Here is a 21,075-nt window from a genome sequence, read left to right as displayed (position 1 = left end):
CATTGGAGACGGATTCGATTTAATCTCTGGCTGTTTGAAACCCTAATAATTTCAGATATTTCTATATGCATTCCCACGTAAAGCATGGGAATGAGTTAGCAAACGCCCGCCCATCAATCCTTTTGCGGCAAGGGCTCCGAAAGGTCCGGAGCCTGCTCATCCTCCGACTCGGGTTTATCTCCTCCCGAGGCATGATATTTCCCGGCTTCCATCCCAAACACCCATTTGAAAAAGCGCTGGATGTCATCCAAAATCACGTACCCGCTGGGCACCAGAAGCAGGGTGATTCCCGTGGCGAACAACACGCCGAAGCCCAGGCTCACGGCCATGGGGATCAAAAACTGGGCCTGGATGGATTTTTCCAACAGCATGGGCGTCACCCCGGCGAATGTTGTGATGGAGGTCAGCATGATGGGCCTGAACCGCCGCGCTCCGGCGGCGATCACCGCTTCATGAGCTGCGGCGCCTTCGTCGCGCAACCGGTTGGCCATGTGGATGAGCACCAGGGAGTCGTTCACCACCACGCCCGTCAATCCCACCATGCCAAACCGGCTCATGATGGTCAGGTCAATGCCCATGATCATATGCCCGAAGACCCCGCCGATAATGCCGAAGGGGATGGCGCACATGACCACCAAAGGCTGGGTGAAAGAGCGAAACGGTATGGCCAGCAGGGCGTATATGCCCAAAAGGGCGATCAAAAAGCCCCGGTTGATGTCCTTGAAAGCCTCCTTGCGGTGGCGGCCCCTGCCCTCGACGGTAAAGTTCAGGCCGGGATACTTGGCTTTAAGTTCGGGCATGAACTCGTTTGTGACGGTGTCCCGCACCCGATTCGGGTTGTTTTGCTCCATATCCACGTCCGCCATGACCTGGACCACCCGCTTGCGCTGAGCTCGCGTGATGTAGGAGTAGCCTTCCTCCAACTGCAATTCCGCAACCCGGGAGAACGGAATCAAATCGCCCTGGGGCGTGATGATGCGCATGTCTTCCAGGTTGCTCAGGTCGCGCCTTTCATCCTCGGGATACCGGACCATGACTTTGACTTCGTCCTGGCCCCGAAGCAGACGCAGAGCTTCGGCCCCGTAAAAGGCGTGACGCACCTGTCTTGCCAGGTCGTACAGGGTAATCCCCAGGCTTCTGGCCTCGGGCTTCAATTTGATCTGCATTTCCTTTTTGCCGGGCAAGAAGCTGTCTTCAATGCCGTACACGCCGGGGTAGGTTTCCAATTCCTTCATCAGGTCTTCGGCGGCGGCCGAAAGCTGCTCGTTATCGCTGGAGGAAAGATGAAACTCCACGGCCTTGCCTGCCGAATGAAGCGCGCTGGAATAGGTGACGGACTCGGCGTCCGGGACGATGCCCACCGCCTCGGACCAGCGGCTGGTCAGCCCGGCCGTGGATATGCCTTCCTCCCTTTCCTCAGCGGAAATGATGGAGATCCAAAGTTGGCCCATGTGCCCGCCGGTGTCGGGCTTGCCGTCTCCCAGATGGGCGCCCAAAAGGCCGATGGTGTGCTCCAGCAGAGGCTTGGCGCCTTCCGGCCGGGTTTTATCCTTTTCGGCCAGGACCTGACGGGCTTTTTCCTCCATCAAGGCCATGACCTCCAGGGTGCGTTCCTTGGGCGTTCCGCTGGGCATGGTGATCATGCAGGACATGGTGTCGCCCTCGATGTCGGGACGAAAAGTTTCACGCACGTATTCCGCCTTAAGCACACCGAAAGTCAAGAAAATGACGAATACTCCCAAAGCCACGTTCACGTACCGCCATGTCACGCAAAAATCCACCAGCCAGGCGTAGGGCTTGTTGATGACCCACGTTAAGACGTCCCGCCAAATGGTCAGAGGCCGGAACGCTGTTTTAAAAGCCTTTTTAATGGGGCTTCGCTTCCTCCCCGAGGGGTTGGCGGGGTCCACGCTTTTTATTTTGCTTTTGCCGATCGCCAAGTGGGAAGGCAGGATCAAAAGCGATTCTATCAGCGAAGCCGCCAAAACCAGGCACACCACAATGGGCAGGTTGCGCAGCAGCCTTCCCATGCGCCCGGAGCCCGTCAGCAATGGCAGGAACGCCACCATGGTGGTGAGCACGGAAAACACCACGGGCCGCCCTACTTCCAAGGCGCCTTCAATGGCGGCCTTAAGCCTGGGCATGCCCTGTTCCTGTTTGTGATAGATGCTTTCCCCGACAACAATGGCGTCGTCCACCACGATTCCTAAAACCAAAATAAATCCGAACAGGGAAATCATGTTGATGGACACGTCAAAGTAGGGCAAAAATATAAAGGCGGCGGCAAAGGAGATGGGAATCCCCAAGGTCACCCAAAATGCCAGTCTGACATTGAGAAAAATCCCCAGCAGCACAATAACCAGCACCAGGCCGATGCCCATGTTTCGCACCAGCAGGGAAATGCGGCTTTTCAGGATGGTGGAGGAATCGTTGTAAACCCGCAGTTTCACCCCGGCGGGAAGACTCCGGGACGCGCTTTCCACATACTCCCGCACCTGGCTGGCTACGGTCAGGGCGTTCTGGTCCGCCACCCGGTAAACCTTAACCAGGGCAGCGGGCTCGCCCTCAAAATAAGCCCGGTAATCCACGTCCTCGAATCCGTCCTTTAAGTCCGCTATCTGCCCCAGGGTGACTTTGGTTCCGTCCGGGTTGGTGAGAACGGCGATGTCCGCATAATCCTCTGCATAGTAGCGCCTTCCCTTGGTGCGGATGAGAATCTCGCCGCCTTTGGCTTTGACCGAGCCGGCCGGAAGATCCAGGCTGGCGTTGTTGATCAGGGTCGCCACCTGCCCCAGGGTTAATCGATGCCTGCGCAGTATGTCCTCGGAGATTTCCACGTGGATCTGGGTTTCCCGCACGCCGGAAAGTTCGGTCAGAGTAACGTCCGGCAGGGCCGTGATGGCGTCTTTGGTGCGTTCGGCAATCTGCTTGAGAGTGGTTTCCGGAACGTCCCCGAAAACGGCCACATTGACCACTTCCCGAGACCGGGTCATCTCCGCCACAATGGGTTGCTCCGCTTCGTCGGGCAGGGTTGTGATGCGGTCCACCGCGGACTTGATTTCGTCCGTCAGCTTGCCCACGTCCCAGCCTTTCATGACTTCCACGGTCACCCGGCCGGCGCCCTCCCGGGCTGAAGAGTCAATGCGCTCAATGCCGGCCAGGCCTGCAATGGCTTCTTCGATTCGGGTGATGATGGCCTCTTCCACTTCCTCGGGCGAGGCGCCGGAGTACGAGCAGGAAATGCGTACGCGGTCCAGGGAGGTTTCGGGAAAGACCTCCATTTTGATATTCAGGGCCGTGAATACGCCAGCCAGCAAAAAGAAAATCATCAGCAGGTTGGGCGCCACATGATTTTCCGCAAACCACTTGACCATGCCTTTCATGACTGGCCGCCCTCCGCCGTATTGCTTGGTATGGGAATGACCGTACTGCCCTTGTTTTGCCCTTCGTGCAGCCGGATTTTCATGCCGTCAGTAGGAGCTTTCATGGGGGAAGTAACCACCAGATCGCCGCTGTTCAGGCCCTGGGTCACCCAGACTCCCTGCTCGGAAATCCTGCTGACTTCCACTTTTTGAAAATGCATGGCCCCTTCCGGGGTTGCAATCCAGACCGTATCGCCCTCACGCAGGGCCGACCGGGGAATGTTGAAGGCGTCAGGCAAGATATTGCCCTGGATGGCCACATGCACGAACAGACCGGGAACCAATGGCGGGGTCGTGGCGTAGGGATCGTCAACCCGCACAACCACCCGCACGGTGCGGGTGGTTTCGTCCATCTCGCCTTCCGACCGGGCCACCCGCCCCTGCCAGACCATGTCGCGGCCTGCCACGCGGGCTTCAACCTTGGCCAAGGAGCCCTCGCCGCCTTTTTGGGTGAAGCCGGGGACGTTAAACCAGCGCAGCTCCTCATCCGCCAGAGGCACGGAAATCTGCACCGCTTCGATGGAATGCAGCACAGCCAGCACTTGGCCGGGGGAGACGTATTGGCCTGCGTCCACGGACTTCTGGCTGACCCTGCCGTCAAAAGGCACGGAGATTTCGGTTCTTTGCAATTGAAGCTGGGCCTTTTTCAGATCCGCCTTGTCCGCCTCCAGGCGGGCCCGGGCTGCAGCCAACTGGGGCTCCTTGACCACCAGGGGCGGGGGCGAGGCGCCCTTGTCCCCGTCATTGGCGTGAAGCAGCTCCCATTCCCTCCGGGCCACCAGGGATTCCTGCTCCAAGAGCTGCAGGGCGCTTTCCGAATTTTTTATCTGAGCTTCCGCCATGGTGACGGCCAGGCGATAATCCTCCTGATCCAGCCGGACAAGGATCCGGCCCTTTTGAAAAGCCCCGCCGTCCACCAGGGAGGGGGAAATCCACAGCACCTTGCCTCCCACTTGGGGAACCAGTTGAATTTCCCGCCAGGGTTTGACCGTGCCCTGCCCCTGCACGTGGATGACGGCGTCTTCCTTCTCGGCCCTGATAACCCGCACCATGGGTATTGGCTGGGCGGGCTTGATCCTTTTTTGCTCGGGCTTGCTGTTGACTATCCAATGATAGCCGTACCAGCCTCCGGCCAATAAAAGACCGGCCAGAAGCACTTGCACCGCCGCTCTTAGATAATTTCTCTTTGGGGATGTACTCATTCCTGTTTAGACTCGCTTCCCTTTGGCTTTTTTTCGGACGCGGGCCAACCTCCGCCCAAGGCCCGGTATAGGGTTACACGATTAAGATAAATGGCGAGTTCGGAGTTCACCAGGGTTTGCTGGGCCGAATACAGGGCTTGCTGGGCGTCCAACACGTCCAGATAGGTGGACAATCCCTGCTCGTACCGGCTTTGCGCCGTTTCCCTGGTTGCGGCGGATTCTTCCACCAGCTTTAATAAGAGTTCGCGATATTCCCGCTGCTCCTTCTGAGCGGCCAAGGCGCTTTCCACTTCGGCGAATGCGCTCAGCACGGTTTTGGCGTAGGCGGCCTCCTCCCGGGCGAATCGGGCACGCGCCGCCTCTTCGGCGGCTTTCAGCTCTCCGGCGTCGTAAATGGGCGCCAGCAAGCCGGCGGCCAAATTCCAAAACCGGTTTTCCGGACTGAACAAGTCCTCCAGATCCGGGCTGGAAGTTCCCAAGGCGCCCGTCAGGCTGATGCTTGGAAATCTGGCCGCCCGCGCAACTCCAATGCGGGCGCTGGCAGCCTGAAGCCCGGCCTCGGCCTGACGCACGTCCGGCCTGCGCAAAAGCAGATCCGAAGGAAGGCCCGGCGGAACCGGAGGAAGGGCCTTGTAATAGTCTTTCGGGATTTTCCGGGTGAACTCCAGGTTCGGGTATTTACCCGCCAAGACGGCCAACGCCGCGGCCTTGGCCTTCATGTCCCTCCGCAAGGGAGGCAGCAGCGATTCCGCCTGGGCCAACAGCCGGCGGGCCTGCCTCAGGTCCAAGACCGAGGCGATGCCCCCTTCATACCTTCTTTGGATAAAGGAAAGGTTGCGTTTGAAATCCTCGATGCTCTCCTGGGTTATGGCGATGCGGCGGCGCAGATTTTCTATTTCCAAATAAGCGCTCACCGTTTCCGCAGCTATGGTCTGAGCCACGGTCCGGGCGTTTTCCTCCACAGCCAGAAGATCGGCCCGGGCCGCCTCATTGGAGCGGGCTATCCGCCCCCACAGGTCCAACTCATAGCTGGCCGCCGCCGTCAGATCCAGGCTGGTGGAGTGCACGTCCCTCTCGCGCCTTACATAGGAAATGCCCTGGGACGTGAGCACCGGCGTGGATGAGGTTGAAGTCGCCTCCGACCAGGAGCCCTCGCCGGACAGACTTACCGAAGGAAAAAGCCCGGCCCGGGCCTGGGCCAAAACGGCCCGATACTCCAAAACCCTGGCTGCCGCAGCCCGGATGTCCGGATTGTTCGCCAGGGCCTCCTCCACCAGAGCGTTCAACTCGGGGTTGTTGAGACCGGTCCACCAGGAATCGGTATAAGGCGTTTTTTCCGATTTTTCAGGACGTAATGGCTCCTGGTTGACATATAAGCCGGGCGCAACAGCAGCGCCCGACCCTGATTGATAATCCGGCCCTGCCTTTATGCATCCGCAAAAACAGATGAAAATCAAGGCGAAAACCAGGGTCCGTCCCAGGCGCATTAAGAGCGTAACGCTTTCAGGCGATCTTTTCAGGAACTGCACAGGTGCAGGCATATTTTTTGGTCCGGGTTTTGCATATTTTGAGGGTCGTCCCGAATCGGGATATTCGTCACGTTCATCTAAAAGAGAACTATAGCCGGTATGTCAACAGAAATCCATATGTGGTCTACACGTTCATGTAAAAAACCATAATTGCGTGATGAATGCAATGCGGTTTTAACGGGCGGCGGGTTGGGAACATGATTGAAGAAAACGAATTCATCATGCTGATTTTATGCTTGGCGATCCTTGTCAGGCTTTTGACCAACTATGAGCGGCTCCAAAAAATTCCGTATAACACATCTTTATTATTAAGTTTTGTTGCATTCTTTGCAGCGACGGCAGCCACAATCTGCGAAGGATACCTGCTGCCTGACATTTTGAATTTGACGGAGCACCTCCTTTATCTGGTCAGCGCCGTACTCCTGACATTCTGGTTGCGGAGTTTTTTTAAATATTATGAGGGAGGCGCAGGATCGCGATGATAGCAATAATTGACGCCTTCTCTCTGGGCTTTTGCTGCCTTGCCATGGCCATTCTCATCAGCAAAAGCAAAAACAGCCCTCTCATGCGGGATCAAAAGCTGGTTTTAGGCGGGCTGATCCTGTTCATGGGCGTCTACTATTTTTGCATCTTCGTCAAATGGGCGGGAATAACAGGAAGTCTGGAGGCCTTTGAGAATTTTGAAGGCGCCCTCATTCCCATGTGGTGGGCCTTTGTGTTTTACGCCCTTATGAACATGATCGCCGCCAATGATATCCAGGAAAGCGAGAGCAAATACCGGCTGATTGTGGAAAACCAGAGCGAGGTGATTCTTAAAATGGATCCGGACCTGAAGATCCGGTTCGCCAGCCCCTCGTTCTGCCGGATGATTGGAGAGCCCGAAGCGGATGTTTTAGGGCGCCCCTTGCTCTCCATTCTGGACCAAAAAGGGGAGTCTTTTCTTCCATACGAGGTTTTTAACAAAACCGTTGATTCTTCCCAACCCGCCTATCTTGAAAAAATCGTCAAGACGTCGCAAGGAGAAAGGCTGCTGGCCTGGCATCTCAGCGCCCTCACCCGGGAAGGGGACGGCAGGGACGTCTTTATCGCCGTGGGCCGGGACATCACGGAAAGGAGTCGCGCGGAAAAAAAGCTGGCAAGTATGGATCAGCGGCGCCGCACTCTCATGGAAAACCTGCCTGTGGGAATTTTCCGGGCGTCCATGGAAGGCGAAGGCAGGCTCCTCATGGTCAACAAAGCCGCCGCCGCCATACTGGGATACGACTCGGAATTGGAATTGCAGAATATTCCCGTTTCGGAACTATTTTCGGACAACGGGCAAAGACGCGAACTGATCAAACGGATTCAAGCAGAAGGCGTTATTGTGGGAGTGGAAGCGGCGCTTAAAAAAAGGGACGGCGAAACTATTTTCGGCGCCGTAACCGTGAACATGATTGAAGACGAAAGCAGCGTATATATAGACGGAATCATCGAGGAAGTCACAACCGTCAGGCAGACGTTAAAAGCCCTGAACAACAGTGAACAATTGCATCGCCAGGCCCAGCAGATCGCCAAGGTCGGCCACTGGGAGCAGGATATTCCCACCATGACCTATAAATACTCAGAGGGCTTGGCGGATATTCTTAAAATTTCCAAGGATTTGCCGCTAAGCCTTGATGATGTGATACGCCTGATTCATCCGGATGATCTAAAAACGGTGCTGAAACAATTCCGCCAGTCCGTGGAGTCCCGAACGGAATATGACATTACTCACCGGTACGTGCTTTTTGACGGAGAGGTCAAATTCGTGCATTCAAAATGCGTCCACGAGTTTGACGCAGATGGAAATCATACAAAATCCATCGGTACGGTCCAGGACGTCACGGAATACAAGGTTCTGGAATTCGAAAAAAACAGTACGGAGAGGCAATTAAGACAGGCCCAAAAACTGGAAGCCATTGGGACCCTGGCCGGAGGCATCGCCCACGATTTCAACAATATCCTGACGCCCATCCTTGGTTTTTCCCAAATGTTGGCCGAGGGCCTGCCTGAAAATACGCGAAACCAGGAAAGCGCCCAGGCCATATACCAGGCGGCGCTGCGGGCTTCGGACCTGGTGGGCCATATTCTGACCTTCAGCAGGCAGGCCGACGCCGAGCGAACACCCGTCCATGTGGCCGCTATTCTAAAGGAAGCCGTCAAATTCGTGCGGGCCTCCATCCCCTCCACAATTAATATTAACCAGGACATACAAATCAACTGCCTGCCGGTATTGGCGGACCCCACCCAGATCCACCAGATCATCATGAACTTGTCCACCAACGCCTACTACGCCATGCAGGAAAAAGGCGGCGAACTGACCATTAGCCTGAAGCAGAAAAAATACGCGGATCTTCCTCCCGACCTGGAGGAATCAGGCGCAAACGGCATGTATTATCTCCATTTGAAAGTGCAGGATACGGGACAAGGCATGGACAAGGAAACCATGGACAGGATTTTCGACCCCTACTTCACCACGAAAAAACGGGGCGAAGGAACCGGCCTGGGCCTGTCAACAGTCATTGGCATCCTCAATCAATTGGGCGGGCGTATTTCCGTGGAAAGCAAAATCGATGCGGGAACGGTTTTTAACGTCTATCTGCCTTGCATGGAAAAGCTCCCGAGCGCTGCAGCAGCTTCGTCCAGCCAGCCCATAAAAGGAAACGGGCAGGAAGTTCTGGTGGTGGACGATGAGGGTACGGTTGCCAATATGCTGGGCCAAATGCTCAAAAACCTGGGTTACATCTCTACGGCCGCGAACGACAGCCTCACGGCCCTGGAATTGATCCAAGCCGACCCCCAAAAATTCGCCCTGGTGATTTCCGACCTCACCATGCCCACCCTGACCGGCGTGGAACTTGCCAAGAAGGCGGCGGAGCTCAACCCGAACCTGCCGTTTATCTTAAGCTCCGGCCTGGGAGACGGAGTGATAGGAAAAGCCTCCGAGTCTCCCAACATCAAGGACATCCTCCATAAACCCGTAACCCGCAGCGTCCTGGGCCGCGTGGTCAACGCCGTCCTGAATCCCGAAAACTGAGAAACGCAAAGCCGTCTTTCCTGCTGGATCTTATGGGTGGGAGAAGACTTTTTTTTCTCCTTTGAAAATATTCGATTTCTGTTAAGGAAGAAAAAAGATCTTGACACTCTGCCGCCAATTCCTTTATTAAGCCCAAAGACGGACAGTTACGTCCCGAAAGGAAAAATACTTTGAAGAACGCAATCAACAATTCCTTTACTTTGAACAACTGCTGGTGGTGGCAGGTCTGGATGAGGTGCGCCCGCGTACTTGGCCGGAGCTGACAACAGCTGACATAAAAAGCCAAAAGGATCGTGGGAGCACAGCCCACGATCCTTTTTTATTTTGATCTTCTGAAAAAGGCCGTGGGAATCATCCCGCGGCCTTTTTTCGTTGCAATATTTTCTCCGCCAAAAGGCGGAAACAAAAAACACAACATTCGGGAGACAAAAACATGCTGCTGGTCATGAAACAAAACGCAACCCAGGACCAAATTGACGATGTAATCAAACGCATTGAGGCCGCCGGATTCACTGCCAGGCCCATTCCCGGCGGTCACAGGACGGCTATCGGCATCCTTCATAACCAGGGCGCCGTGGATCCCGCCCGATTTCAGGGCCTGCCGGGCGTAAAAGAGCTTATCCCCGTAACCCGTCCTTACAAGCTGGTAAGCCGGGAAACCAAGCCGGAAAATACGGTGGTCCGCATGGGCGACGTGGCCATCGGCGAGGGACGGCCCGTGCTTATGGCCGGCCCCTGCGCCGTGGAAAACCTGGAGCAATGCATGGCCATCGGCAAAAGCGTCAAGGAATCCGGCGCGGAAATGTTCCGGGGCGGCGCCTTCAAGCCCCGCACCTCTCCTTATTCCTTTCAGGGCCTTGGCGAGGAAGGGCTTAAGATTCTCGCAGCGGTTCGCGAGGAAACCGGCCTGAAGATCGTCACCGAAGTCATGGACAACGAAACCTTCGACCTGGTGGAGGAATACTCCGACATGGTCCAGATCGGCACCCGGAACATGCAGAACTTCGCCCTGCTTCGCCGGGCCGGCTTGGCGAAAAAGCCGGTCATGCTGAAGCGCGGCATGTCCGCCACCATCGATGAATGGTTGATGGCCGCGGAATACATCATGGAACGGGGCAACGACCAGATTGTCCTGTGCGAGCGCGGCATCAGGACCTTCGCCATGCACAGCCGCAACACCCTGGATCTTTCCGCCATCACCGTGGTTCGCAAGGAAAGCCATCTGCCGATAATCACGGACCCCAGCCATGCAGGCGGGCACCGTTGCCAGGTGGGGCCTTTGGCCAGGGCTTCGGCGGCCATGGGCGTGGACGGCATGATGATCGAAGTGCACAACGATCCGGCGGCGGCCCTGAGCGACGGCGGCCAGTCTTTGTATCCCCATCAGTTCAGCAAATTGGCCCAGCAGATTTTTGACATTCACGACCTTGTCCGCACCCAGGGCGAAATATAGTTTTTCACGGAAGAAAAGAGGCCAAAGCCATGAAACTTAGATGCTATCCGAAAAAAGAAGAATTCCTGCAACTGGCGCAAAAGGGCAACGTCATCCCCGTGTGCATGGAAATCCTGGCTGACACCGAAACTCCGGTTTCCGTCTTGTTGAAAAAAGCGGACGCCAACCCGGCCTTTTTGCTGGAGAGTGTGGAGGGCGGCGAGCGCTGGGGCCGGTACAGCTTTTTGGGGACTTCGGCCCACGCCCATGTAAAGGTTTTCGCCCAAGATGTGGAGGTGAGCGCCGAAAAATCCTCCCAACGCATTCCCCATCAGGGCGACCCCCTGTCCGTGCTGCGGGACATCATGAAGGTTTTCAACCCGGTCAACCTCCCCGACCTGCCCAGGTTCTGGGGCGGCATGGTGGGATACCTGGCCTACGAGATGGTCTCATTTTTCGAGCGCATCCCCCATGACACGCCTGCGGACAAGCCCTTGGCGCATTTTATGATTACGGACGAACTGTATGTGTTCGACAATGTGAAGCACACCCTGACCATGGTCGCTCATGTATTCCTGGAAAACGGCGAAGACCCGGCCGAGGAATTCGACAAGGCCATGGCAAGGCTGGAAAGCATGTACGCTTCCCTGTCTGCGCCTACGCCCGCCGCTCCCGAGACCGTGGAAGGCGGAAGCCTGGAAGGCAGGTACGATCCCACCGACTATATGAACGCCGTGGTCAAGACCAAGGAATACATCAAGGCGGGCGACATCATCCAGGCGGTCATATCTCAGCCCTATGTGTGCTCCGCGCCGGTGGACGCAGCCAGCCTGTATCGGGCGCAGCGCTACATCAACCCGTCTCCTTATATGTTTTTTTTCAACCTGGACAAGGTTTCCCTCATCGGTTCTTCTCCCGAGACCATGGTGAGGCTGGAAAACGGCGTGGCCACGCTTCGGCCCATCGCCGGAACCCGTCCCAGGGGCAAAAGCCAGCAGGAAGACCGTCAGCTTGCCGACGACCTGTTAAAGGACGAAAAGGAGCGCGCGGAACATCTGATGCTGGTGGATTTGGGCCGGAACGACCTTGGCCGGGTGGCCCAGGTGGGAACGGTTCAGGTGACGGATTTGATGGTGGTGGAGAGGTATTCCCACGTCATGCATCTGGTTTCCAACATCACCTGCGATCTGCTGCCCGAATGCGACGGCTTCGACCTTTTGAAGGCCAGCTTTCCGGCGGGAACCTTGTCCGGCGCTCCCAAGGTAAGGGCCATGGAGATCATCGCGGAGCTTGAAAAAGAGCCCCGGGGGCCTTACGGCGGCGCCGTGGGATACATTTCCTTTTCCGGCAACATGGATCTTGCCATTACCATCCGCACGGCCATGGTGGAGGACGGACTCCTGACCGTGCGCGCGGGCGCGGGCATTGTGGCGGATTCCGATCCCGCGACCGAGCATCAGGAAACCCTGAACAAATCCAAAGCCCTGGAAAGGGCCATCAGCCTGATCCGCAAACCGGCGGGCGAAGGCATTGAATAGCCCTGAGGAGGCCAACCATGATAATCATGATAGATAACTATGATTCCTTTACATACAACCTGGTCCAATATTTGAGAATGATGGGGGCCGAGGTGGAAGTATACCGCAACGACGCCGCGGAGGTGGTCGGGCTGATGGAAAAGAACCCCAAGGGCGTGGTCATCTCCCCAGGGCCGGGCAGGCCGGAGAGCGCCGGGGTTTCCCTGGATCTCATCAAAGCCTGTGCGGGCAAAATCCCCCTGTTGGGCGTCTGCCTGGGGCATCAGTCCATCGGGCACGCATTCGGCGCGACCATCGGGTCGGCCAAACGGCTCATGCACGGCAAGACCTCCCAGGTGACGGCCGACGGCAAGGGCGTGTTTGAGGGCATTAAATCGGCCTTTGCAGCCATGCGGTATCATTCCCTGGCGATTATGGAGGACACCCTTCCTGATTGCCTGGAAATCACGGCCCGTTCCGACGACGAGGAAATCATGGGCGTGCGGCATAAGGAATTCGACCTGGAAGGCATTCAATTCCATCCCGAGTCCATCATGACGCCCATGGGCAAGAAGATGCTCAGGAATTTTTTGGTCAAAACCGGTGAGATTTCAAACTAAATTGAATATATAGGAGGAGGGAGTACATGTTCACGGAATTGTTGAAGAAAATAGTCAGCGGGCAGGATCTTGCGGAAGACGAAACCACCGCCATGATGGACGCCATCATGAGCGGGGAAGTGGAAGTTCCCGCCATTGCAGCCTTTATGGCGGCTTTGGCGACCAAAGGGGAGACCTTCACCGAACTGGCCGGCGCGGCCCGGTCCATGCGCAGGAAGGCCACGCGCATTCAGGTTTCCTCCAACACGGTGGTGGACACCTGCGGAACCGGCGGCGACGGCGCCAGCACATTCAACATCTCCACCACCAGCGCCTTTGTCGTGGCCGGGTGCGGCGTAACCGTGGCCAAGCACGGCAACCGGTCGGTCTCCAGCAAGTGCGGCAGCGCGGACGTTCTGGAAGCTCTGGGCGTGAAGCTGGACACCCATCCCGAAGTGGTGGAGCAGGGCATCGAGGAAATCGGCATCGGGTTTTTGTTTGCGCCCATGTATCACAGCGCCATGCGCTTTGCCATGCCCGCCCGTCAGGCTGTGGGCATCCGCTCCATATTTAATATGCTCGGCCCTTTGACCAACCCGGCCGGCGCCAATTGCCAGCTTTTAGGCGTTTACGATCCCAAGCTGACCGAAATGTTCGCCGAAGCCCTCAAACTTTTGGGCGCACGCAAGGCTTATGTGGTGCACGGCCACGACGGCCTGGACGAAATTTCCATCTGCGCCCCCACCCGGGTTTCCGAGTTGGCCGAAGGCATGGTGCGCACCTTTGACATCCTGCCCGAGCAATTGAACATAGAAGCCTGCGACATTTCCGAACTGGCCGGCGGCGACGCCCAGGAAAACGCAGGCATTACCAAATCCATCCTGGAAGGAGCGCCCGGACCCAGGCAGGACGTGGTGGTTGTGAACGCGGGCGCGGCTTTGGTTGCGGCGGGCGTGGCGGAAGACTTCAAGGACGGCATGGGCAAGGCCAGGGAGGCCATTCAGTCGGGCGCGGCTCTGGACAAGCTGGAAGCGCTGGTGAAGTTCACCCAGGAAAACGGTTAGGAGTCAGATCATGGGTAACAAACCAGATATCCTGAAGGTCATCCTGGAGCATAAAAAGCGGGAGGTGGAGGCCTGCCGGGCCAAGGTTTCGGAAGAGAACTTGGCGGAAATGGCCAAGGCCGACCGGCAAAGGCGGTATTTCATGCAAAGCCTGTCCCAGCCCGGGCCTTTTGGCGCCAACATCATTGCGGAAGTCAAAAGAGCTTCGCCCTCCAAGGGAATTATCCGGGAGGGGCTGGATCCGGCGGTTCAGGCCGCAGCGTATGAAAAAGGCGGCGCTGCAGCTATGTCAGTCCTGACGGACAACAAGTTCTTCCAGGGATCGACCGATGACCTCAAGGCGGCTCGGGCTGCGTGCTCTTTGCCCGTCATCCGCAAGGACTTTATTGTGTCCTTGTACCAGATTTACGAGGCTGCGGTCATGGGCGCGGACGCCATCCTGCTGATCACCAGAACCTTGACCGTGGAATTCATGCAGCAGGCCTTGGCTTTATGCGAAGAATTGGGCCTGGACGCTTTGACGGAGGTCCATTCCGAGGAGGAACTGGATCAGGCCGGAGCGGCGGGCGCCAAGCTGGTGGGCGTGAACAACCGCGACCTCAAGACCTTTGTGACGGACATAGAAACCACCATCCGGCTGCACCAGCGCATGACGGCGGATCAGGTAGCCGTGTGCGAAAGCGGGATAAAGGATCGGGCTGACATACAAAGGGTGATGGACGCAGGCGTCTTCAATTTCCTGATCGGCGAAACCCTGGTGCGCAGCGACGACCCGGCGGCGACCATCCGAGAGTTAACGGGGGCGGCGTGAACGTGCAAATAAAAATATGCGGACTTACCGACCCGGATCGTGCGGCGGAATGTTTTGAATTGGGCGCCGACGCCGTCGGCCTGGTGTTTTACCCCCCCAGCCCCCGGTACGTGATTGACGACCTGGCCTTGGAAATCTGCCAGGCCTTGCCGCAAAGCGCGCCCAAAGTCGGGGTGTTCGTCAACGATACCTACGAGTTCATCATGAACAAGGCGGAACGATGCGGCATTACCATGGCCCAGTTGCACGGGCACGAGTCTCAGGAACTGGCGGACCGGCTGGAAAAGGCTGGAATCGGGGTTATCAAGGCGTTTTTCGCCAACAGATCGCCTGATTTTAAGGCCATGACCGAATATTCCGCACAGGCCTGCCTGGTGGAATGCGCCGGGGAAAAGCTCCCCGGAGGAAACGCCAAAGCCTGGGCTTGGCGCACGGCCAGGGGAATCAGCGAGCGTATGCCCCTGGCCCTGGCTGGCGGCCTGGATCCGGAAAACGTTTCCCAGGCTATATTGGACGCCATGCCCGATGCATTGGACGTGAGTTCCGGCGTGGAAGCCTCGCCGGGCGTCAAGGACATGGACAAGGTAAAACGATTTATACAAAACGCGACCCAAACCGGGATCGATTATCAACCGAGAAAGGTATTCTCATGAATATTCTGAATACGCCCGACGAAAGAGGCCACTTTGGCGCGTTCGGCGGCAGGTACATCGCCGAAACCCTTATGCCCGCCATCCTGGAGCTTACCGAGGCTTACGCCAAGGCCCAACAGAACCAGGAGTTCCAGGACGATCTGCAAGCCCTTTTTACCAATTACGTGGGCAGGCCCACGCCTTTGTTTTTCGCCCGGGGCCTGACCGAAAAAATGGGCGGCGCCAAGATTTACCTGAAGCGCGAAGACCTGGCCCATACCGGCGCCCATAAAATCAATAACACCATGGGGCAGGCGCTTTTGGCGCATCACATGGGCAAAACCAAGGTGATCGCCGAAACCGGCGCAGGCCAGCACGGGGTCGCCACGGCCACGGCGGCGGCTTATTTCGGCATGGAATGCAAGGTGTTCATGGGCGTGGAGGACATTTCCCGCCAGGCGCCCAACGTCAAACGCATGGAGCTTTTAGGCGCGGAAGTGGTTCCGGTTTCCTCCGGCACCGGCACCCTTAAGGACGCCATGAACGAGGCTATGCGCTATTGGGTCGGCGCCGTGGAAGACACCTTTTACGTGATCGGCTCCGTGGCCGGGCCTCATCCGTATCCTGCCATGGTCCGGGACTTCCAGCGTGTGATCGGCGACGAAGCCAAGCGGCAGATCATGGAAGCCGAAGGCAGACTGCCCGACACATTGGTGGCCTGCGTGGGCGGCGGCAGCAACGCCATGGGCCTGTTTTATCCCTTTGTGGGAGACAAAGACGTGGAAATGGTGGGCGTTGAAGCGGCCGGAATCGGCATTGAGTCGGGAAAGCATTCAGCCTCCCTGGGTGCGGGAGAGATAGGCGTGCTGCACGGCTCCAAGTCTTACGTGCTGCAAACCCAGGACGGCCAGATTCAGGAAGCGCACTCGGTTTCCGCTGGACTCGATTATCCCGGCGTAGGCCCTGAGCACGCCTTGTTAAAGGAAGAGGGCAGGGCGCGCTACGTTTCCATCAAGGACGACGAAGCCCTGAACGCCTTCCACACCCTGTCCCGGGCTGAGGGCATTCTGCCCGCCCTGGAAAGCTCCCACGCCATGGCCTGGGCCATGAAAGAGGCCGCACGCCGGTCAAAGGACGACGTCATTTTGGTCAATCTTTCGGGCAGGGGCGACAAGGATCTGGAAACCGTACTCAAACACATGGAAAGAAAAGGGGCTTAATCATGAGCTGCATCAAGAATAGCTTTGAAGCATTAAAGGCAAAGAACGAAAAGGCTTTGGTGGGCTTTGTGACGGCCGGGGACCCGGATTTCGACAAGTCCGTGGAGATCGTCAAAGCCATGTGCGAAGGCGGCATGGATGTGCTGGAGCTTGGCATCCCCTTTTCCGATCCCACGGCGGACGGCCCGGTGATCCAGCGCTCCTCCCAGAGGGCCTTATCCTCGGGCATGAGCCTGCCCAAGGTTTTGGAAATGGTGAAGATCGTCCGGGGTTTCACGAAAATCCCCATTGTCCTGTTCGGATATTACAACCCCATTTTCTCCTACGGCGGAAAGCGTTTTTACGAAGACGCCCTGGCAGCGGGCGCGGACGGCGTGCTGATTGTGGATCTGCCGCCGGAGGAGTCCGCAGAGCTGACTTCCTTATGGGAGGGAGACGATTTTGACTTCATAAGGCTGGTAGCGCCCACCACGGGACAGGACCGCATGAAGCAGATTGCGGACGAGGCCTCCGGGTTCATCTATCTGGTTTCCATGACCGGCGTTACGGGCAGCCAGGGTTTGGACAGCTCCAAGGTTGCTGACGTCATCGCGCCTTTGAAGGCGGTGACGGATCTGCCGGTTTGCGTGGGCTTCGGCATTTCCACGCCGGAGCATGTGAAGGCCGTGGCCGCAGTGTCGGACGGTGTGGTGGTGGGTTCGGCCTTTGAAAGATTGATCGAGGAGAACCTGGAAAATCGCGGCCTGCATACCATGGTTCAGGAATACACCGAATCGCTTAAGGCGGCGACCAGGGGATAGGGGCGCCGTTCATTTCATGGAAGAAGACAACATGGTCAGAGAACTGAAAATATCAGGCAAGACCGGAAACTCGCGCATCATGGTTGGGGAGGCCCTGAAAAACCTGGGCCTCCACCTGCCCAAAGGGAAGACCGTCATCATTACGGACGAGACGGTCAACGATCTTTACGGAAATCTGTTTCCCGCCTGCCCGGTTCTGGAGATTGGAGAAGGCGAGGGGAATAAGACCCTGGACACCGTCGCCCGGCTTATGGGCGAACTGGTAGGCCTGGGCCTGGATCGGTCCTGCTTTATCGTGGGAATCGGCGGCGGCATTGTGTGCGACGTTACGGGCTTTGTCGCGTCCACGTATTTGCGCGGGGTGGACTTCGGGTTTTGCCCCACTACGCTCCTGGCTCAGGTGGACGCCAGCGTAGGCGGCAAGAACGGGGTTAATTACAAAGGATACAAAAACATGGTGGGCGTGTTCAATCAGCCCTCCTTTGTACTGTGCGATCCCAAGGTTTTAAAAAGCCTGCCCCAGGACGAATTGACGAACGGATTTGCGGAAATCGTCAAGCACGGCGCCATCCGGGACGAGTCTCACTTCACCTTTTTGGAGGACAACAAGGCCAAGGCGCTATCTTTGGATTCGGAGTTCATGGCTCACCTGATTTACGACTCCATCGCCATCAAGGCGGACGTGGTCAATCAGGACGAAAAGGAGACCGGCATTCGGAAAATATTGAATTTCGGCCACACCTTCGGCCACGCCCTGGAAAAAACCGCGGGCGTCTCCCACGGCAAGGCCGTAAGCGCGGGCATGGTTATGGCCTGCAACTTGTCCATGGATCGGGGGCTGCTCAAGGAATCGGACAGCGAACGCATTAAAAAACTGCTGAAAGACCTGGGCCTTCCCCTGCGCATTGAGGTGGATCCCGCCAAGGCCCTGGACGCCCTGGCCAAAGACAAGAAAAAGCTGGGCGACGCCATCCAGTTTGTGTTGCTAAAGGCCCTGGGCGAGGCTGTGGTGGAAACGATTTCCATCCGGGATCTTGAGACGAATTTGGGGTGACAATTAGCGCCTTGGGGCTAGTTTTATGTAGTAGGCTTCAGGGGAGCGAATAGGATGATTTTTGTTGGGTTTGAAGTCCAGCAGCGTCATTGCCTGCTTGAAGCGCCACAGCTGGACTTCGTAACCCAACCTACGGCTCGGCATGGAGCGGCTTTGGTTGGGAAACCTTGGCAATCCACATAAATTCAGAGTGTTGACATGCATGATAAACAAAAACGCCGCCCGGTTTTAGGCTGGGACGGCGCTTTTGTTATAACGAGGGAATGGAATTCTGCTTTGTAGAAATCATTGAAAACCTGGCTAATCCACCTGCTCCTCAGCCACTTTTTCTTGCCTTCTTTCGTAAATCTTATGGCGGTGGATTTCCCCTTCAATCAGGTAGATCACCTCTTCCGCAATATTGGTGGAATGGTCGGCGATCCTCTCCAAATGCCGGGAAGCCAGGAGAATGTTGATCAACACGCCTGCGTTTTCCGGATGTTCCTGCAAGGCTTTCTTGATGATGTCGTATATCTGGCGTTTGGCGTCGTCCACCTCATCGTCGTCCAGGCACACCTGATAGGCCAGGTCCACGTCGAATGCCACCAGGGCGTCCAGGCTGTTTTTCAGCATGGCCTGGGTTTTTTGGGACATGGGGCCGAATTCAAAGCCGAGGTCCATGGGGGGAGCCTTCATGATGGTGATTACGCGCTGGGCGATGTTGACGGCCTGATCTCCGATGCGTTCCAGATCGTTATTGATTTTGAGTACGCAGGCCAGAAAACGCAAATCCACGGCCACCGGTTGATGAAGAGCGATGATTTTGAGGCATTCCTCCTCCACCTCCACCTCGGCCTCGTCGATTTCATAGTCCGACTTGATCACCTTTTTGGCCAGGTCCAGATCCCGGCTGGTCAAGGCTTTGGTAGCCTGGCGAACCCGTTCCTCCACCATGGCCCCCAGGCTTAAAATGAGCTTTTTGATGTTGTCCAATTCTGTATGAATAGGTCTGCCCATGTAGGGAATCTCCTTAAGAATCAGCCGAAACGGCCGGTAATGTAGTCTGAAGTCTGCTGCTTGCGGGGCTTGGTGAACAGGGTTTCAGTCGCGTCGGCCTCAATGAGCTTGCCCATGAAGAAAAAGGCCGTGACGTCGGAGACGCGCGCCGCCTGCTGCATGTTATGGGTTACGATGATGATAGTATAGGTGGTTTTAAGCTGCAAGATCAGTTCTTCGATCTTTTGGGTGGCCACAGGATCCAGGGCGGAAGCGGGCTCGTCCATGAGCAGGACTTCCGGCTCCACGGCCAGGGCGCGTGCGATGCACAAGCGTTGCTGCTGGCCGCCGGAAAGTCCCAGGGCGGAGTCGTGCAGCCTATCCTTGACCTCGTCGAACAAGGCTGCGGATTCCAGGCTTTTTTCCACCTGGGAAGCGATGTACGCCTTGTTTCTCACCCCTTTGACGCGCAGGCCGTAAGCCACGTTTTCGAAAATGGTCTTGGGGAAGGGGTTGGGCTTCTGAAAAACCATGCCCACCCGGCTTCTCAAGTCCACCACGTCCACTTCCGGGCTGTAAATGTCCACGTCGTCGATGCGAAGGTCCCCTTGCACGCGGGCGATGGGGATGAGGTCGTTCATTCTGTTGATGCAGCGCAGAAAGGTGCTTTTTCCGCATCCCGAGGGTCCGATGAGGGCCGTTACCTTGTTTTGCTCAAAGTCCAGGTTCACATCGTAAAGCGCCTGGGAGGGTCCGTAAAAGAAGTCCAGGTTTTTTGATGAAACTTTCATGGGTTCGGTCATTTTCTATTCTCTCACGAAAGACGATTTCTAAGCCTCGCCCTGTAAATGATGGCGGCAAGGTTCATTCCAAGAACAAGCACGATCAGCACCAGGGCGGAGCCGTATTGCAGGGGCCTGGTGGCTTCGATTTCCGTTCCCGCCGTGGCCAGCACGTAAATGTGGTACGGAAGGGTCATGACTTCGCTGAAAGGCGACGAAGGCAGTTTAGGCGCGAAGTACACAGCGGCCGTGAACATGACCGGCGCCAGCTCGCCTGCGGCGCGGCTGAGGCCCAGGATGCCTCCTGTCAGGATGCCCGGCATGGCGGCGGGCAGCACCACCCGGTATATGGTCTGCCATTTGGTGGCGCCCAGGCCCAGGGAGGCTTCCCGGTAGGTGTCGGGCACGGATTTCAGGGCTTCTTCCGAAGCGCCGATGATGACCGGCAAGGACATGGCCGCCAGAGTCAGGGCGCCTGCCAGCAGGCTGACTCCCATCTCCAGGTAGATGACGAAAAAGGCCAGGCCGAAGAGTCCGAAGACCACGGAAGGCACGCCGGCCAGGTTGTTGATGCCTAAACGGATGATCCTGAGAATCTTGCCCGGGCGGGCGTATTCGTTCAGGTAAATGGCGGAAGCCACGCCAATGGGAAACGCCACAACCATGGCGCCTAAACCCAGGCACAGCGTTCCAACGATGCAAGGCAGGATTCCGCCCTTTGTCATGGAGTCATAAGGGGCTGTGGTCAGGAACTCCCAGTTGATGGCGCGCCATCCCCTGGCAAGCATAAACCAGAGGATGATGGCCAGAGCGGCGCCGTTGACAAGCGCAGCGGCCCTCAACAGGTTAAAGACAATACTCTGATACAACCGCCGCCGGCTTTTGGGCGTTCCCTGAGGCGCGCCATTTTTTCCGAATTGGCCGTCCTGTTGCTTCAGGCTTATGGATTCTGTTTGTAGATTCAACATCATTCCCTTTTCT

At 56.9% G+C, this 21,075-nt stretch carries 17 protein-coding genes; 11 read left to right on the top strand and 6 right to left on the bottom strand.

Going from position 1 to position 21,075, the window contains the following annotated elements:
* Positions 1–113: 113 nt before the first annotated feature.
* The 3 genes from G491_RS0100610 to G491_RS28860 are packed head-to-tail and all read right to left on the bottom strand — an operon-like array spanning position 114 to position 6,165.
* Positions 114–3,383 (bottom strand): efflux RND transporter permease subunit, encoded by a 3,270-nt coding sequence (locus G491_RS0100610; RefSeq protein ID WP_028313205.1) that lies wholly within the window; start codon positions 3,381–3,383, stop codon positions 114–116.
* Positions 3,380–4,624, bottom strand: a complete 1,245-nt coding sequence (locus G491_RS28865; RefSeq protein ID WP_084511198.1) for an efflux RND transporter periplasmic adaptor subunit — start codon at positions 4,622–4,624, stop codon at positions 3,380–3,382. Before G491_RS28865 ends, G491_RS0100610 begins: the two co-directional genes overlap by 4 nt.
* Positions 4,621–6,165 (bottom strand): efflux transporter outer membrane subunit, encoded by a 1,545-nt coding sequence (locus tag G491_RS28860; RefSeq protein ID WP_157467869.1) that lies wholly within the window; start codon positions 6,163–6,165, stop codon positions 4,621–4,623. Before G491_RS28860 ends, G491_RS28865 begins: the two co-directional genes overlap by 4 nt.
* 185 nt (positions 6,166–6,350) lie before the next feature.
* Between G491_RS28860 and G491_RS0100595 the strand changes: the two genes are divergently transcribed.
* From G491_RS0100595 to aroB, 11 genes are all read left to right on the top strand, one after another.
* The gene (locus tag G491_RS0100595; protein WP_028313204.1) at positions 6,351–6,635 is read left to right on the top strand and encodes a hypothetical protein; all 285 of its coding nucleotides are present in this window, start codon (positions 6,351–6,353) and stop codon (positions 6,633–6,635) included.
* Complete coding sequence (locus G491_RS33120; protein ID WP_028313203.1) at positions 6,632–9,208, top strand: PAS domain-containing hybrid sensor histidine kinase/response regulator; 2,577 nt, start codon at positions 6,632–6,634, stop codon at positions 9,206–9,208. The genes G491_RS0100595 and G491_RS33120 overlap by 4 nt, the downstream gene beginning before the upstream one ends.
* 433 nt (positions 9,209–9,641) lie before the next feature.
* The gene (aroF, locus tag G491_RS0100580) at positions 9,642–10,661 is read left to right on the top strand and encodes a 3-deoxy-7-phosphoheptulonate synthase (protein WP_028313202.1); all 1,020 of its coding nucleotides are present in this window, start codon (positions 9,642–9,644) and stop codon (positions 10,659–10,661) included.
* Between the two features lie 29 nt (positions 10,662–10,690).
* Positions 10,691–12,178, top strand: coding sequence for an anthranilate synthase component I family protein (locus G491_RS0100575; protein ID WP_028313201.1), 1,488 nt, complete (start codon positions 10,691–10,693; stop codon positions 12,176–12,178).
* A gap of 17 nt (positions 12,179–12,195) precedes the next feature.
* The gene (locus G491_RS0100570) at positions 12,196–12,777 is read left to right on the top strand and encodes an anthranilate synthase component II (RefSeq protein WP_028313200.1); all 582 of its coding nucleotides are present in this window, start codon (positions 12,196–12,198) and stop codon (positions 12,775–12,777) included.
* A gap of 26 nt (positions 12,778–12,803) precedes the next feature.
* Positions 12,804–13,820 (top strand): anthranilate phosphoribosyltransferase, encoded by a 1,017-nt coding sequence (gene trpD / locus G491_RS0100565; protein ID WP_028313199.1) that lies wholly within the window; start codon positions 12,804–12,806, stop codon positions 13,818–13,820.
* 10 nt (positions 13,821–13,830) lie between these two features.
* Positions 13,831–14,631 (top strand): indole-3-glycerol phosphate synthase TrpC, encoded by an 801-nt coding sequence (trpC, locus tag G491_RS0100560; protein ID WP_028313198.1) that lies wholly within the window; start codon positions 13,831–13,833, stop codon positions 14,629–14,631.
* A complete protein-coding gene (locus G491_RS0100555; protein ID WP_028313197.1) occupies positions 14,628–15,284 on the top strand; it encodes a phosphoribosylanthranilate isomerase in 657 nt (218 codons plus the stop codon). Before trpC ends, G491_RS0100555 begins: the two co-directional genes overlap by 4 nt.
* The gene (trpB, locus tag G491_RS0100550; RefSeq protein WP_028313196.1) at positions 15,281–16,483 is read left to right on the top strand and encodes a tryptophan synthase subunit beta; all 1,203 of its coding nucleotides are present in this window, start codon (positions 15,281–15,283) and stop codon (positions 16,481–16,483) included. The genes G491_RS0100555 and trpB overlap by 4 nt, the downstream gene beginning before the upstream one ends.
* 2 nt (positions 16,484–16,485) lie before the next feature.
* Positions 16,486–17,283 carry a tryptophan synthase subunit alpha gene (trpA, locus tag G491_RS0100545; protein ID WP_028313195.1) on the top strand — a complete coding sequence of 266 codons (798 nt, stop codon included), beginning with the start codon at positions 16,486–16,488 and terminating at the stop codon, positions 17,281–17,283.
* 16 nt (positions 17,284–17,299) lie between these two features.
* Complete coding sequence (aroB, locus tag G491_RS0100540) at positions 17,300–18,337, top strand: 3-dehydroquinate synthase (RefSeq protein ID WP_248635285.1); 1,038 nt, start codon at positions 17,300–17,302, stop codon at positions 18,335–18,337.
* 300 nt (positions 18,338–18,637) lie between these two features.
* Here aroB and phoU read toward each other — a convergent pair whose 3' ends face one another.
* Genes phoU through pstA form a run of 3 tightly spaced genes read right to left on the bottom strand, consistent with a single transcriptional unit; the run spans position 18,638 to position 21,065 of the window.
* Positions 18,638–19,333 carry a phosphate signaling complex protein PhoU gene (gene phoU / locus G491_RS0100535; RefSeq protein ID WP_028313193.1) on the bottom strand — a complete coding sequence of 232 codons (696 nt, stop codon included), beginning with the start codon at positions 19,331–19,333 and terminating at the stop codon, positions 18,638–18,640.
* Between the two features lie 20 nt (positions 19,334–19,353).
* Entirely contained in the window at positions 19,354–20,103 is a 750-nt protein-coding gene (pstB, locus tag G491_RS0100530) for a phosphate ABC transporter ATP-binding protein PstB (RefSeq protein ID WP_226992338.1), read from the bottom strand.
* A 23-nt stretch (positions 20,104–20,126) separates the two neighbouring features.
* The gene (gene pstA, locus G491_RS0100525) at positions 20,127–21,065 is read right to left on the bottom strand and encodes a phosphate ABC transporter permease PstA (protein WP_248635283.1); all 939 of its coding nucleotides are present in this window, start codon (positions 21,063–21,065) and stop codon (positions 20,127–20,129) included.
* Positions 21,066–21,075: the final 10 nt, after the last annotated feature.

Origin of the sequence: Desulfatibacillum aliphaticivorans DSM 15576 (genome assembly GCF_000429905.1) — a bacterium.
In the GTDB taxonomy this organism is placed as follows: Bacteria; Desulfobacterota; Desulfobacteria; order Desulfobacterales; family Desulfatibacillaceae; genus Desulfatibacillum; species Desulfatibacillum aliphaticivorans.
This window is presented reverse-complemented; position numbering and strand designations above follow the sequence as displayed.